11 protein-coding genes are annotated in these 14,337 nt (G+C 61.1%); 5 read left to right on the top strand and 6 right to left on the bottom strand.

From position 1 onward, the window contains the following. Positions 1 to 4 precede the first annotated feature (4 nt). Positions 5 to 3,955, bottom strand: a complete 3,951-nt coding sequence (locus tag JFT58_RS28120; protein WP_103299772.1) for a Tc toxin subunit A — start codon at positions 3,953 to 3,955, stop codon at positions 5 to 7. Positions 3,956 to 4,358: 403 nt separating this feature from the next. Here JFT58_RS28120 and JFT58_RS28115 point away from each other — a divergent pair, with 403 nt between their 5' ends. Continuing rightward, on the top strand, positions 4,359 to 4,823 hold the full coding sequence (locus tag JFT58_RS28115) for a hypothetical protein (protein WP_034126362.1): 465 nt from the start codon (positions 4,359 to 4,361) through the stop codon (positions 4,821 to 4,823). Positions 4,824 to 4,837: 14 nt separating this feature from the next. Beyond that, positions 4,838 to 5,650, top strand: a complete 813-nt coding sequence (locus tag JFT58_RS28110; RefSeq protein ID WP_054898828.1) for an SDR family oxidoreductase — start codon at positions 4,838 to 4,840, stop codon at positions 5,648 to 5,650. Here JFT58_RS28110 and JFT58_RS28105 read toward each other — a convergent pair. Further along, on the bottom strand, positions 5,647 to 6,504 hold the full coding sequence (locus tag JFT58_RS28105) for a LysR family transcriptional regulator (protein WP_054898827.1): 858 nt from the start codon (positions 6,502 to 6,504) through the stop codon (positions 5,647 to 5,649). The two genes, JFT58_RS28110 and JFT58_RS28105, sit on opposite strands and share 4 nt — an antisense overlap. A 111-nt stretch (positions 6,505 to 6,615) precedes the next feature. On the opposite strand from JFT58_RS28105, the gene JFT58_RS28100 reads away from it, so the two are divergent. Next, positions 6,616 to 7,803, top strand: a complete 1,188-nt coding sequence (locus JFT58_RS28100) for an MFS transporter (protein ID WP_054898826.1) — start codon at positions 6,616 to 6,618, stop codon at positions 7,801 to 7,803. Next, positions 7,796 to 8,197 carry a hypothetical protein gene (locus JFT58_RS28095; RefSeq protein WP_054898825.1) on the top strand — a complete coding sequence of 134 codons (402 nt, stop codon included), beginning with the start codon at positions 7,796 to 7,798 and terminating at the stop codon, positions 8,195 to 8,197. Before JFT58_RS28100 ends, JFT58_RS28095 begins: the two co-directional genes overlap by 8 nt. Positions 8,198 to 8,380: 183 nt before the next feature. Here JFT58_RS28095 and JFT58_RS28090 read toward each other — a convergent pair whose 3' ends face one another. Genes JFT58_RS28090 through JFT58_RS28075 form a run of 4 tightly spaced genes read right to left on the bottom strand, consistent with a single transcriptional unit; the run spans position 8,381 to position 13,141 of the window. After that, positions 8,381 to 9,241, bottom strand: coding sequence for an efflux RND transporter periplasmic adaptor subunit (locus JFT58_RS28090; protein WP_054898824.1), 861 nt, complete (start codon positions 9,239 to 9,241; stop codon positions 8,381 to 8,383). A gap of 10 nt (positions 9,242 to 9,251) precedes the next feature. Beyond that, the gene (locus JFT58_RS28085) at positions 9,252 to 9,452 is read right to left on the bottom strand and encodes a DUF1656 domain-containing protein (RefSeq protein WP_005784982.1); all 201 of its coding nucleotides are present in this window, start codon (positions 9,450 to 9,452) and stop codon (positions 9,252 to 9,254) included. Then, on the bottom strand, positions 9,442 to 11,619 hold the full coding sequence (locus JFT58_RS28080) for an FUSC family protein (protein ID WP_054898823.1): 2,178 nt from the start codon (positions 11,617 to 11,619) through the stop codon (positions 9,442 to 9,444). Before JFT58_RS28080 ends, JFT58_RS28085 begins: the two co-directional genes overlap by 11 nt. A gap of 10 nt (positions 11,620 to 11,629) precedes the next feature. Then, positions 11,630 to 13,141 (bottom strand): efflux transporter outer membrane subunit, encoded by a 1,512-nt coding sequence (locus JFT58_RS28075; protein ID WP_054898822.1) that lies wholly within the window; start codon positions 13,139 to 13,141, stop codon positions 11,630 to 11,632. A 181-nt stretch (positions 13,142 to 13,322) separates the two neighbouring features. Between JFT58_RS28075 and JFT58_RS28070 the strand changes: the two genes are divergently transcribed. Beyond that, positions 13,323 to 14,282: a LysR family transcriptional regulator gene (locus JFT58_RS28070; RefSeq protein WP_034126355.1), complete on the top strand. Its 960-nt coding sequence runs from the start codon at positions 13,323 to 13,325 to the stop codon at positions 14,280 to 14,282. The last annotated feature ends 55 nt before the right edge of the window (positions 14,283 to 14,337 follow it).

The raw sequence follows: 14,337 nt of genomic DNA, 5'->3' as shown, positions 1-14,337 counted from the left end.
GCGCTCAGCGCCGGGCAGCCATGACCGCATTGCCTACCGCTTGCCAGGCCACACCCGTACTGTCGCCGTGCAGGGCTGTGGCCCTGAGCAAGTCCGCCGCAGCCAGGCCGCTGGCGGCACAGGTGGCTTGGCTGCGCAGGATCCAGTCGATGTCGGCCATGGAGCAGGCGCGCTTTTGCGCCAGCAGTTGGAAAAGCTCATGCACGTCGTCCTGCCGCCACCCCAACAGCCTGGCCAAAACGGAAGCGGCCTGGTCGCTGACTGCAGCGCGCAATGTTTTGTTTTTGAGCGCTGTTTTTCCGGGGTTGGCCGCGATGAAATAACCCAGCAATGCCTCCTCCGCCTGGCTTTGGCCATGAAACCACTGACTGTAGCGGCTCAGCAGGTAGAAGCTCTTGAGGTTCAACTCCAGATTTCTACCCGGAACTCCCAGCCATTGCGGATTAAGCAAAAACACACGCAAGGCACTGGTGCTCAACCGCAGGTCCATCACCACTGTCCCATGACGCAATACACGCTCGAGTTGATTGATCAATGAGTCAGTGGCGGCTGCAGTAGCCAGCCCCAACACCGCTGACAACAGGGCGTGTACCGAGGTTTGTGCCCAACGCAGTACAACTTGGGTGCGGTCCATCGGCAGGTTGATCATTTCTTGTGCCAAACCTTCGATCAGCCGCAGTTGGTGGTCATGGCCGGCCAGCAACAAGCCGGCAAGCTTCGCCACGCTCTGCTCACGCTCATCGGGGAAGAGGTTCAACTGCCCCACTCGATAGTTAATCGCTTCTTGCAAGTAATGATGGGGGTCTTCGAGACCTGTGAGCGGAACAGGCCTCACCAGTCCCTGCGGGTCCAGCAAATACTGCAGCACTTCGCGCCATTTGATGGGCTCTCGTGCGGCAGCGGACTTGGGCCGTTCATAAACAGGCAGATTCAGCGCCGAGATCTGCTCATCGGTAATCAATACCTCTCGCGTCGCGGCGGCCAATATACCCAAGCGGTCCACCAAGCCTTGGGGGGGCAGGTAATCTCCAGGCTCCAGGCCCAACGCGCGCCGTACCCCGGTAACACTTTGCTTGCTGTCCTTGAGCCAATTCACGGCCCAATCCATCTGCATCAACACATCGAGAACGTCAGGCGCGGGCGCCATTGCATCCTCTTCCCAAGCCTCTACGGTCGGTAGATGTCTTTTAGGCAGCGTGCCGCACTTTACTTGCACGTGGTGAATTGAAGACGGTTGGCTGGTTATTACCTCCCAAGCTGTCCTTGAAAGTCGCTTGCCGCTGAGCGACAACGTCCCACCAGCGCTCAACGGTTCAAGCGTAAGCGCGCTGCCGTCAGGATTGCTCACGAAGTTTTCTTCGTCTGAATGCTGGGGCTGCCGTTCCAGGGTAAACACCCGCGTGCCAGCTGCTGATGCAAAGTCGGTCCCCGCCAGCACAAACAAGGCTGAACCTGGCAGCAGACGCAATAAGGTATCTTCATGCGCGGCATCAACTACCAGCACCAGCCTGATGCTCATATCGCTGGCGCCTTGCGCAGTCAACGACCATGGCCTGAGGGACGACAATGAGGGTTGTAGCAGGCGCCCGGTACAGAGTAATCGCTGGTACTCCAGCCCCCCCAGCATATCCACCAGGCCCCAGCCTTCCTCCGGCGACAAGCCAAACATTTGCGGAATACGCGCCTGACGGTAGAGCGAGGACAGGGTGCCAAGGTCGCGGAGTAACGGCCCAACAAAATCCTTCGTTTGGTTGGCCAAGCGAGAAAGCGATGACTCTGTAGGCTCAAGGCCGAGCGCGGCACAGAGTTGTGCGACGATTTTTTTGTTCGCAGCGTCTGTCCCACTGACATTAAAGGCGGCTCTATTGAGTTCCAACGGCGTATCGAACAGCGCAGCAGGGTTAAAGACTTGGTCAAACAGCGGCACCTTGTCACCCGTGGCGTAAGGCGTGAGATCGTGGAGGAACGCCGCAAATTCTTCGGGCTTGATGCCATAACGTCGGCTGAAATAACGATAAACACCCAAGACCCGCAGGGTATTGGTGTTCAGGTCCATGGTCAGGTTGTGTTCACCCTCGCTGCGGATGGCGCAAATGAGCAGCGTGTCCAGTTCGGCATAGGACATGTCCATACCCAGGTCTTTCTTCAGCCAGCGCTGCAGACGAATCATGCGTTGCAAGCGGTCAAACCGTTGAGGGGACGTTTTAGTCAGGTACCAGACCGTGCGGCTACCGAGCGTGGTTTCCTTGAGGCCCATGGAATTGTCGAACTGGTCCGCACGCGTCGAGACAACGGTAGCAGGCACAACACTGTCATAACGCTCACTGCCATGACCGTTGACATAACACGCGCCATAGTGAGAGGCGTGCGGGTATGCCTTGCCGACTCCCGCGCCCCCCGTCCATTGTGGGTTGCCGCTGGGGCAATTGGGAGACACGCGGGGGAAATGCTGACGCTGGGATAAAAGCGCCTCGACCTGCTCGGCATCCAGCTCCGACCGTTGCATGAAGGTCTCGAGCTGCACCAGTGGGTTGTCAACGTGACCAATACCTTGGAGACCGTAACTGCGCTGAAAAAACTCCTGCTGCTCGGCCGTCCATGTCACGTACTCATCCAGGACAATGGTGAAGCTGAGGACCGCCAGTGAAACTGGCCTAGCGGTAGTGCCCGTGGTGGTGGTGACAGTAAATGAGGCTCGATAGCCAGGTTCGATCGGAAACGGTTCTTCTCCCCCCCAGCGGATAACTGTGCAGATTGTTGAGGTATTCGCGGGGTGAAGATAATTAGGCGTCCAAATATTAGCCGTGTTCGCATATAACGGCGTCCCAGAATTAATCCAGAAAAGACCCTCTCGTTTAGTATCGTCAGGCCCCGAGAATTCAATCGTTGCCGTGCTCGTCAATTTCCCTTGGTTGACTAAGGTTTCTGCCTGAGGCACAACAGACTTCAGGCTTGACTGTGGGGATATCAGTAAAGCAATCCTGATGGCCGAATGCGGACTCAGATGAGAAGTCCCCGGCCCTGCCCAGGTCTGCGTCAGCTGAGCCTTCGATAGATAAAACGTGGTGAACAATGAAGGTTCGATCAACAGTTGCTGTTGCTGAGGGCTTAACCCCGACATCAACAGTTGCGCTTGCGCTGCAGTGTTCTGCACCACGCCATAATCGTTCAAGCCCCGTTGGCTGATGGGCAACTGCAAGCTGATGCGATAGTTCAACTCCCCCAACTCAAGCTTCTTTTCGGCCAGCCCTAATCGGCATTGGTGGTGAGGGTAGTAATACGGAAACATGAACGGATAGCGCCGCTCGGCCAGCACGTCGTAAATCGGCTTGTTGGCATCCGGCTTTCCTGTCCGGTACCGGGCGATGTCGGCCATGAGTATCTCATTGACCAACTCCAGCATCGGTCTGGGGGTAAAGGTGCTTTGCTGGTCAATGATCAACCCCTCCAGATCGGGCCGCCGAGTCCTCAACAGAATCTTGGGCCGATCACCCTGGCCGGAGCCTTCCAGGGTGCGCGTAGCGAAACGATATTGAGCGCTGAGGTAGGCCACCGGCGAATCGACCGCCGCCATCGCGCCGACTTTGCAGAACTCATCCCAGTTTTCCTTGAACAGGTTCGGGAAACTCGGCCCGACATCGACCAGCGCACGCACACCGGTCTGCTGGCCCTGGTACTGGGTTCTGCCGTTGGATACCTGGTGCTCACGGTACAGCCGACCGATCTGCACCGCATAGCACATGGCATTGTCATAGGCCACCTCGCCATCCGCCTCGCAGATCTCACCCAGGCGTTGGACGAAGTGGGGCTTGGGTTGGGCGATGATGTCGAACACCGACGCCATGCCCAATTGCTGCATCGCGGTGATGAAGCTGACTTTTTCCAGGCCCACTTGCCGTTCGGGCTCGTTGACCAACGTAAGAAGCAGACGGTCAGTTCTCGAGTCGTTGTCCATGCCCACGCATTCCCTCAGGTAGAGATACACCGCTACGTCCAACAAACTGAGTGGTTCTAAAAAATAAAGAACCTGTGAACTCTGACAGTAACGACGAACGGTACCTGGGGACGGCCGAACACCAGAGCTACCTGAATTGGACGAGTCTGCAGTTGGCGGAAACTGGCTTGGCTTTGGTGGAAGCTTGCATTGATGGCTTGCAGGCCGATGCTTGTGCTCAGTAAGTCAGTCATCGCGGGCGAGCCCACTCCCACAGTTTGACCGGGTACGTCCTTGGAATAGGGTCAACCTGTGGGAGCTGGCTTGCCTGCGATGGCGTCCGTGCGGCCAGCACAATGCTCAAGCTAACCAATCCCGCCTACGCTTAAGTTAGGATGCTCGTTCCCTATTCGAGGTGGTCTCCATGTTCTTCGGCGTTCTCCTGATCATCACCTGGCTGATCCTGCTGCTGCGCTACCCGGCCAAGGCGCTGCCGGTATCGTTGGCCGCTGCCGTCGGCCTGGGGTTTGTCGCGGTTTGGGTGGTATGGCTGGACAATCGCGAAGCGTCACAACTGGCGCGTCTTGAGTTGCGCATCACCTACGCGCCGCAAGACTGCCCAGCCGACCGACCGCTCAAACTGACCCTCAACAACGGCAACGATGTACCGCTCACCGAACTGCGCTGGCGCGTGGCCGCCTACGCACCGGGCGATACGGTCAACCTGGCCGACAACGTCTACGCCGCCCCACGCTATCGCGGCCCCGGCGAGTTGCAGGCGGGCGCCACCTGGGATGACTGCCTGCCCACCCCGCCGCTGCGCCCCGGCTATCGCCCACAAACCCTGGAATTTCGCGCCGAGCACCTGCAAGGCAGTTTCTCGGACTGACAAAGGATGGACCCATGCCCAACGTACTGATCACCGGTTGCTCCAGCGGCATCGGCCGCGCCCTCGCCGACGCGTTCAAAGGCGCAGGCTTCGAGGTATGGGCCAGCGCCCGCCAACCCGATGACGTCGCCGCCCTCGCGGTCGCAGGCTTCAATGCTGTGCAGTTGGATGTCAATGACAGCGCCGCTTTACAACTCCTGGCCGAGCAATTGAGCGAGCTGGATGTACTGGTCAACAACGCCGGCTACGGCGCCATGGGCCCGTTGCTCGACGGCGGTACCGAGGCGATGCAACGCCAATTCGAAACCAATGTGTTTTCCATCGTCGGCGTGACCCAGGCGCTGTTTCCTGCCTTGCGTCGCAGCAGGGGCCTGGTGGTGAATATCGGCAGTGTTTCCGGCGTACTGGTGACGCCGTTCGCCGGCGCCTACTGCGCATCCAAAGCCGCCGTACATGCGTTGAGCGACGCCCTGCGCATGGAGCTGGCACCGTTTGCCGTGCGGGTGATGGAAGTGCAGCCCGGTGCGATCAATACAAGCTTTGCGAAGAATGCCGGCGCCCAGGCCGAGTTACTGATCCAGGAACAGTCGCCATGGTGGCCATTGCGCGACGGCATTCGTGCGCGCAGCCAAGCGTCCCAGGACAAGCCAACCCCGGCCAGTGAGTTTGCTGCAGACGTGCTCAAGGCGGTGCAGCAAGCGCAACCGCCGCGCCTGTTGCGTTCGGGTAACGGCAGCCGCGCGTTGCCGTTGATGGCGGCGCTATTGCCCAAGGGGTTGTTGGAGAAGGTGCTGAAGAAGCGCTTTGGCTTGGGCGGTAGGCTCTAAGGTTTCATGAAATCAATAAACGCCCGCACCTTCAGCGGCAAATGCCGCGTGTCCGGATACATCGCGTAAACCCCTTGCGGGGCAAAGCGGTGGTCCGCCAACAGGCGCACCAAGCGTCCCGCGTCGACATCCCTCTGCACCAACCATTGCGGTAAAACCGCCACACCGTGGCCGCGCACCGCAAATGCCTGAAGGACCGCCGCGCTGTCGGCCACCAAGGCTGACGGGCCGGCTCGATAAGGGTGTTCGAGACCTGCCGGGTCGGTGACGCTCAGTTCGCTCAAGCGGCCGTGGCCCAGCCTGGGCAACTGCTCCAACTCAGCCAGGGTTTGAACTGCGGCAAACTGCGGCGCCGCGACGGCGAACACGTCGAATGTGGACAACTGCACTGCGCGGTGATTGGAGTCCAGCAAGCGCCCCAGCCGAATCGCCACGTCAAAACGCTCGGAGATCAGATCGGCGTGGGTGGAGGATGTGGATAAGTGGATATTCAGGTCCGGGTGCAGGCGTCGAAAGGCTTCTACCGCCGGAGCAACTACAGCCAGGGCATATTCGACAGTGGTGGTGATACGCAGGGTGCCTTTGAGCTGGGCATGTTCACTGCGGGCTTCTTCTACCGCCAGGCGGGCCTCTTCAAGCATGCGCGTGCAGCGCAGGTAGAAGCGCTCACCCGCGTCGGTCAGTGCCAGTTGGCGGGTGTTGCGGGTCAGCAGGGTGACGCCGAGTTCCGCCTCCAGGCGCTTGAGGTTGAAGCTGACCACGGCGCGAGTCTGGCCCAGCAGGTCCGCGGCAGCGGTGAGCGAGCCGGCCTCGACCACGGCCTTGAAAGTGTCAAAACGGTCCAGGCTGACCATGGTGAACGCCCTCCTTTGTCAAAATATTTTTGACAAACTAGCAGGCAAACCGACGTATCCCAAACCCTGCGTGCGGCCTACCCTGCCGGCTCCACTCGCAGGAACGCGTTCATGACCTACCGCTCGAAAGTCGCCTGGATCTTTTTGTTGGGCTTTGCACTGGACCTGGTGAACATGTTTGTCGCCACCGTCGCCTACCCGGATATCGCTCGCGAACTGCAAGCCTCGGTCACCCAGTTGGCGTGGATCAGCAATGCCTACATGCTCGGGCTGACAGTGATCATTCCCTTGAGTGTGTGGTTGGCGGCGCTCATGGGCGAGCGCACCCTGATCGCTACCAGCCTGCTGCTGTTTGCCGGCGCCTCGGTGATGGTCGGCCAGGCTGGTTCCATCGAAGCGTTGATAGCTTGGCGCGCCTTGCAGGGGCTCGGCGGCGGCTTACTGATTCCGGTGGGGCAAGCCATGGCTTACCGACACTTTCCCGCGGCCGAGCGCAGCCAATTGACAGCGCGGGTGATGTCGGTGGCGTTGCTGGTGCCAGCGCTGTCCCCGGCGTTGGGTGGGGTGATTGTCGACAGCCTGTCCTGGCGTTGGATTTTCTACGCCAACCTGCCTCTGGCGCTAGTGACGCTGCTGCTGGCGCTGCTGTGGATAAAACCCGATGTGCCTTTAACCGAGCGCCCGCCCCTGGACCTGGGCAGAGTGTTCAAACAAGCCGCCAGCCCGATGCTGCGCGTGGCAATGCTGGTTTACCTGTGTATTCCGGGGGTATTTATCGGCACCAGCCTGATCGCCATCCTCTACGTGCGTGGCCTGGAGTATGACGCCACCCAGACCGGCGCGCTCATGCTGCCGTGGGCACTGGCCTCGGCCGTGGCGATCTACCTGAGCAAGCGACTCTTCAATCGCTTTGGCCCCAAACCCTTGTTACTGGCCGGCATGGCGCTGCAATGCGGCGGTATCCTGCTGCTCAACGAGCCGACGCTGATTATTGCGGCCTACGTCTTGATGGGCCTGGGCGGCAGCTTGTGCAGCAGCACCGCACAAACCCTGGCCTTTCTGGATATTCCCGCCGAGCGCATGGGCCACGCCAGCGCGTTGTGGAACATGAACCGGCAAGTGAGTTTCTGCGTGGGCGCCGCCGTGCTCAGTGCAGTACTGTCGGCGTTGGATTCCTTCGCGATTACCTTCACGATGGCGGCAGCTCTGACCCTGTTGCCGCTTTTCGCAGTGTTGCGCCTGGATGCTTCCAGGGTACGCGCGCTGCTTCACCCTTGCAGCGAGCCCAAACATGATTGACTACAGCGATTTTTTTGAAGAAGTGATCCAGACCCACGTCGAGATCGAACAATGGTTTGCCGGCGTTGCGCCTGAGGGCACGCTGGAAAATCTGCTGGCGCGCTTCTCACCCGAGTTCAGCATGGTGGCGCCCGCCACCGGTACGCGGGTCAACACGGCCGGGGTCAATGCCTTGTTCACGCGCCTGGGCGGGATGCGTCCGGGGTTGAAAATCACCTTGAGCGAAATGACCGGGATTGATCGTCACGCACGCGGCGCGACGGTCACGTATCGCGAGCATCAGATTGACGACAGTGGCACCCAGACCGACCGCCGCGCCACAGTGGTGTTCGAGAAACAGGCCAGTGGCACGCTGCTGTGGCGGCACTTGCATGAGACCTTTATCAAAGCCTGACGCGGGTCTAGATGTATGAGGGGGCTTACATCGCCCACTGTAGGAGCGAGCTTGCTCGCGAAAAACCTCAACGATAACGCGTGCTTCCTGAATGAACGCGGCGCCTATGAGTTTTTCGCGAGCAAGCTCGCTCCTACAAAAGCCTTGACTGACTGGCATTAGGGCTTGCCCCTCCCACATTTTTTAGTTTTGTGTTGGGTTGACGATCACCGTGCAGGTAATCCCGGCCGCCAACAACACGCCCTCCGGCATTTCATCAATGTGAATCCGCACCGGCACACGCTGGGCCAAGCGCACCCAGTTGAAGGTCGGGTTCACATCGGCGATCAGTTCACGGCTCTCGGGGTTGTCGCGGTCGTAGATGCCGCGCGAGATGCTTTCCACATGGCCCTTCAAGGTCTCGCCGCTCATCAATTGCATATCGGCTTTGTCGCCCACCTTCACGTGGGGCAGTTTGGTTTCTTCGAAGAAGCCATACACCCAGAACGAATTCATATCCACCACAGCCATCTTCGCTTCGCCGATACGCGCATAGTCGCCACGGTGCACGTTGAGGTTGGTGACATAACCGTCCACCGCCGCCAGCACTCGCGTGCGTTTCAAGTTGAGTTCGGCGGCCTCCAGTTGCGCCAGGGCGTGCTGGTAATCGGCCAGGGCCGAGTCGGCGATGTTGCTGGCGTCGTCGCGGTTTTCCTTGGAGATCACCAGGGCGTCGAGGTCGGCGCGGCGGTGCGCGTTGACCTTGCGCATTTCCCAGGTGGCCTTGCGTGAAGCCACCAGCGATTGCGCTTGCTTGACGGCAATGCGGTAGTGCTCGGGGTCGATCTGCATCAGCAGGTCACCTTTTTTCACCAACTGGTTATCGCGTACCGGCACGTCCACCACTTCGCCGGTGACGTCAGCCGCCACATTGATAATGTCGGCGCGCACCCGACCATCGCGGGTCCACGGCGTTTGCATGTAGTGCACCCACAACGTGCGGCCAATCCAGATCGCCAACGCCAGAACCAGCAAGGTGGCGAGCAGGCTGAAAAACTTTTTCATCGGGGCATTCTCAACGGTAGACGCTCAGCGCCAGGGCGCCGAACAGGCAAGCGAACAGGCTCAGGCGCAGCAGCGCCGGGTGCCAGAAGAAACGGTACAGGTCGAACCCGGCCAGGAAGCGATCAATCGCCCAGGCCAGCCCGGCTGCGATCAAGAACATCAGGGTCATGGTCGGCATATAGATGCCGTGGAATGCAATTTCACGAGGCATTCGGGGCTCCTTTGAGGGCGGCCAGAGGCGATTGCGGGTCGAGCAACGAGGTGCGAATAAAGTGCAGGTAGCTCTTCACACGGCGCAGGGCCGAGGTGTCGAAGTGCGGGGCGAAGGGTTCGTCGGTGGCCTGCACACGGCTGATCGCATGGTCGACGGCAATCAACCCGCGCTCCAGGTTGCTGGCGCTGGGTTGCAGGAACAGCCGCACCAGCGAGCGCCCCATCACGCGGATCGCCTGGCGCCACGGCTGCGATTCGGCATACGCCGGGTGCACCGGCAAAATCGCCTGCTCCTTGCGCAGCTCGATGATCGCGTGGCCGACCTCCAGCACCACGAACATCCAGCGCAGCAAATCGCGCTGCACCTGCGGCTGGCCGGCCGCGAGGCCATACGCCTGGTGCAGCAGGTCGCGGGTGCGGCTTTCAAAGCTCGATGCCAGGCCCTTGAGCTTGCCGCTGATGGCATACACCACTTGCTCACGCAGGTCTTGCTCCAGGCGGCGCCACAACCAGCGGCTGTTGGGCGGCAGGATGATCGCCCCCGCCGCCGCGCACACCAGCATGCCAATGACCATGGCGATGTAGTCGTTGATAAAGGTGTAAGGGTTGTAGACCGTAAGGTTGTCCGGCACCGAGCCGGTGCTGAAGAAGATCAACAGGCCCACACCCACACCGGCGTATTGCGGGCGTGAAGACAGAAAGGCCCCGAAGATGATCACCGGCGCGAGCATCACGCACAGCAGCGGGAAACCGTCGATCCAGGGGAACACGAAGAACATTTCGACAAAGCCGACCAAGGCGCCGATCAAGGTGCCGCAGGCCATCTGGAACGCCATGCGCTTGGGGTTGGGCGTGGCAGCAGACAGGCCCACCGTGGCCGCCGCGATCAGGGTCATGGTGGCGCCGCTGGGCCAGGCCGTGGCCACCCAGTAACTGCCCAGCACAACCAGGATAAACGAGGCGCGCACCCCGGCAGCGGCACAGGCCAACCAGTTGGTCTTTGGCGTGTAGGCTTCGTGCCAATCCTCCCGCGCATGGCGATGCTCGGCCAGGGAGGCGTGGGTTTGCGCGTAGTTGTGCAGGTCGTCGACGAAACGGTACAGCAGCTCGTAGGCAGTGTGGAAATCCAACTGCTCGGCGTCCGTCGGGTTGTCCTCCTGGAAGCTCGCCCGCAGGCTGCGCACCTTGGCGGGCAGGCCGTCCTTGTAGGCGCTCAGTTGGTTGACCAGGCGCGCGGCATCGGGGCTGGTGAGGGCGCGGCCAGAGAAGCTGTCGAGCACTTCGGCCAGGTCTTGCAGGCCGGGTTTGATCGCTGCCACCACATGGTCGGCCTCATCGGCGCGCAAGCGTTCGAGCAATTGGTGCAAGGCGTTGAAGCGTGTGGTGATGCTCATGAATTCGCTGTTGAGGCGACTGAGCCGCCCGTTGCGCCGACGCATGTGCGGGTCCTCAAACACGGTGACGCTACGCAAGCCTTCCAGGCCCACGGCTTCGGCAATAAAGCGCACGTTGCTGGCCTCGAAGCCTTCGCGCTGGCTGCGCCCGCGCAGGCCGTCGGTCACGAACAATGCGAACACGCCGAAGCGCTGGTACAGCGCGTTGCGCATGGCGGCGCTGGAGGTCTGCGGCAGGATGGCGGCGCTGACCAGTGTCGAGCACAGTATCCCCAGGGAGATTTCCAGCACCCGCCACACCGCCGCCATGAAGGCGCCGTCCGGGTGGGCCAGGGCCGGCAGGCCGACCATCGCCGCGGTGTAGCCGGCGAGCACGAACCCATAGGCGCGAAAGTTGCGGTTGCGCGTGGCGCCAGCGGTGCAAATGCCGACCCAGATCGCCAGCGCCCCCAGGAACAGTTCGGTGTTCTGCGCAAACAAGGCGATCAACAGCACCATCACCGCTGAGCCCGCCAAGGTGCCGAGGAAGCGATAGAAACTCTTGGCGAACACCTGGCCGCTCTGGGGCTGCATCACGATAAATACGGTGATCATCGCCGTGCGCGGTTGCGGCAGTTCCAGGCGCATGGCCAGCCACAGCGTCAGGAACGCAGCGACCAGCACTTTGAAGATATACACCCAGGTCACGCCATCACTGCGTGCCCAGTCGAAAAAACCACGGCGCCACTCAAGGGAATGCAGCCAGCGCAGCGGTGCAGGCAAGGGAGTCATCAAGGCCTACTCAGTGATCAAACACGGCGAGCGCCGCCGGAGTCTTGCTTGGGAGTGTCTTGGCAGCCGTGGGCACATCATCGCCAGCACCGAGGCCGCCGCCCAAGGCGGTCACCAGCTCGGCATGGGCGCTGAGGCGAGCCGCCTGCACCTGTTGTTCGATCTGCTGCTGGTGAAACAACAAGGTTTGGGCGTTGAGCACGTTGAGGTAATCAGTGAGGCCACGCTGATAGGCGATCATGGCGATGTCGTAGGTTTTCTGCGCCGAGGCCACCGACTGCGCGGCAAAAACCGATTGCTTGTCCATGGATTCGCGGCGGATCAACTGGTCGCTGATGCCCTTGAGCGCATTGACCAGGGTCTGGTTGTACTGGGCCACCGCGATGTCGTAGCCGGCACTGGCTTCCCCCAATTGCGCACGTAGACGGCCGCCGTCGAAGATCGGCAAGGTGATCGCCGGGCCGACGTTGTAGTTGAATTTCTTGCCGGCCAGAAACTCCAGCATACCGCCGCCGGTGGCCATGTAGCCGAGGCTGCCGACCAGGTCGACGTTGGGATAGAAGCCTGCATGAGCCACATCGATACCCCGTGCCTGGGCTGCTACCTGCCAGCGGCTTGCAACCACATCCGGGCGTTGGCCGAGCAATTGCGCCGGCAGGCTGGAGGGCAATTTCAACGGCGCGGCGAGGGCCAGGGTCGGGCGCTGCAATTGCGCGCCCTCCCCCGGGCCTTTGCCGGCCAACGCCGCCAGTTGGTTACGGCTCAGGGCGATTTCCTCGTCCAGGGCATCCAGTTGGCGATGGGTTTCCGGCAGCGGCGTTTCAGCCTGGCTGACGTCAAAGTGAGTGCCGATCCCGGCGGCCAGGCGTTTATTGGCCAGGTCCAGGATCTGCTGTTGCTGGGCCAGAGTGGCGGCCGCGATGTCACGGTTGGCGTACTGCAACGACAGCTGGATATAGGCGCGCACCACGTTGTTTTGCAGTTCGAGTTGGGCCAGGCGCGCTTCGGCGGCGCTCATGTGCGCCAGGTCGACCGCACGTTCGGTCGTGTTGCTTTCCCGGCCCCACAGGTCGAGGGCGTAGCTCAGTCCCAGGGAAGAATTGTTGTCCCAGGTGTTGGCGCCGCTCAATTCGCCAGGACCGTAGAACTGATCCTTCGGCCAGTTGTGGCGCTTGAGGGTGGTGTCGCTGTTGATCTGCAGCGACTCGGCCGACTCGGCCACCCCGGCCAGCGCTCGGGCTTGCCGTACACGGGCGGCGGCCACGGCCAGGCTGGGGCTGTTGCGGGTGGCGAGTTCGACCCAACGGTTGAGCTGCGGGTCGCCGTAGGCCTGCCACCATTGGGCGGTGGGCCAGTGGGCGTCGCGGGCGGCGCTCTGGATCGCGGCGTCGGTGGCCAGGCTATTGGCGTTGATCGCCTGGCCCTGCGGGGCGATTCCTCCGGTTCCGATGCAACCGCTGATGACTGACGTTAAAGCCCAAACACTGAGAGTCTTCAGCTCTCTGCTGATGCGACGCGGCACGGCAAGCGAATTCCTGAGAGGGTGTTGCGGGAGAGGTGGCGCAATTCTAGGCGGCGCCAGGGAGGACGATAAGCTGGCATTCCTGTGAATCTTTGTTACCGTTCAGGCGATAATCCGTTGGTAGGGATCACTGAAAGCGTAACTTTCTGTCACAATTTGCTATCTCCCTTGAGAACACTCCATGGACACTTTGCAAAACATGCGCGCCTTCAGTTGTGTGGCCGAAGCCGGCAGCTTCACCGCCGCCGCCGTGCAACTGGACACCACCACGGCCAACGTCTCGCGCGCGGTCTCCAACCTTGAGGCCCACCTGCAAACCCGCTTGCTCAACCGCACCACCCGGCGCATCGCGCTGACCGAAGCCGGCAAACGCTATTTGCTGCGCTGCGAGCAGATCCTCGCCTATGTCGAGGAGGCCGAGGCCGAAGCCAGTGACGCCCATGCGCGCCCGGCCGGGCAGTTGAAAGTGCACACCATGACCGGCATCGGCCAGCATTTCGTTATTGACGCCATTGCCCGCTATCGCCGCACCCATCCCGACGTGACCTTCGACCTGACCCTGGCCAACCGCGTGCCGGATTTGCTCGACGAGGGCTACGACGTGTCCATCGTGCTGGCCAGCGAACTGCCGGACTCAGGTTTCGTTTCCCAGCGCCTGGGCATCACCTACAGCATCGCCTGCGCCTCGCCGGACTACGTCAAGGCCAAGGGCTGCGCACAGCGGCCCCAGGACTTGCTCAACCATGCGTGCCTGCGCCTGGTCAGCCCGGTGGTCCAGCTGGACAAATGGACCTTCAACGGCCCTGAAGGCCAGGAAAGCGTGGCGATCAACAGCTCGCCCTTCCTGGTGAACTCGGCCGATGCGATGAAAACCGCGATCACCAGCGGCATGGGCGTCGGCCTGCTGCCGGTGTACGCCGCCATCGAAGGGCTGCGCAACGGCACACTGGTGCGGGTGATGCCGACCTACCGGTCCCAGGAATTGAACCTGTACGCCATCTATCCTTCGCGCCAATACCTGGATGCGAAGATCAAGACCTGGGTGGAATACCTGCGCGGTTCGTTGCCGGAAATTCTGGCGGCGCACCAGGCGGAGTTGGTGGCGTATGAGTTGAGCGGTGGTGTGCGGATGGCGAACTGATTTTGAAATGCTGCTTCCCACCCCCTAAAAATTTATTGTGGGAGCTGGCTTGCCT

This window comes from Pseudomonas sp. MF6767, from assembly GCF_016405475.1.
Lineage (GTDB): Bacteria > Pseudomonadota > Gammaproteobacteria > Pseudomonadales > Pseudomonadaceae > Aquipseudomonas > Aquipseudomonas paracarnis.
Note: the sequence above shows the minus strand (reverse complement) of the source record. Positions and strands in the feature narration are given on the sequence as shown.

Excerpts from the sequence above, each read along its gene's own strand:
- JFT58_RS28120 (WP_103299772.1), bottom strand. The coding sequence starts at position 3,955 with ATGGACAACGACTCGAGAACTGACCGTCTGCTTCTTACGTTGGTCAAC.
- JFT58_RS28115 (WP_034126362.1), top strand. The coding sequence starts at position 4,359 with ATGTTCTTCGGCGTTCTCCTGATCATCACCTGGCTGATCCTGCTGCTG.
- JFT58_RS28110 (WP_054898828.1), top strand. The coding sequence starts at position 4,838 with ATGCCCAACGTACTGATCACCGGTTGCTCCAGCGGCATCGGCCGCGCC.
- JFT58_RS28105 (WP_054898827.1), bottom strand. The coding sequence starts at position 6,504 with ATGGTCAGCCTGGACCGTTTTGACACTTTCAAGGCCGTGGTCGAGGCC.
- JFT58_RS28100 (WP_054898826.1), top strand. The coding sequence starts at position 6,616 with ATGACCTACCGCTCGAAAGTCGCCTGGATCTTTTTGTTGGGCTTTGCA.
- JFT58_RS28095 (WP_054898825.1), top strand. The coding sequence starts at position 7,796 with ATGATTGACTACAGCGATTTTTTTGAAGAAGTGATCCAGACCCACGTC.
- JFT58_RS28090 (WP_054898824.1), bottom strand. The coding sequence starts at position 9,241 with ATGAAAAAGTTTTTCAGCCTGCTCGCCACCTTGCTGGTTCTGGCGTTG.
- JFT58_RS28085 (WP_005784982.1), bottom strand. The coding sequence starts at position 9,452 with ATGCCTCGTGAAATTGCATTCCACGGCATCTATATGCCGACCATGACC.
- JFT58_RS28080 (WP_054898823.1), bottom strand. The coding sequence starts at position 11,619 with ATGACTCCCTTGCCTGCACCGCTGCGCTGGCTGCATTCCCTTGAGTGG.
- JFT58_RS28070 (WP_034126355.1), top strand. The coding sequence starts at position 13,323 with ATGGACACTTTGCAAAACATGCGCGCCTTCAGTTGTGTGGCCGAAGCC.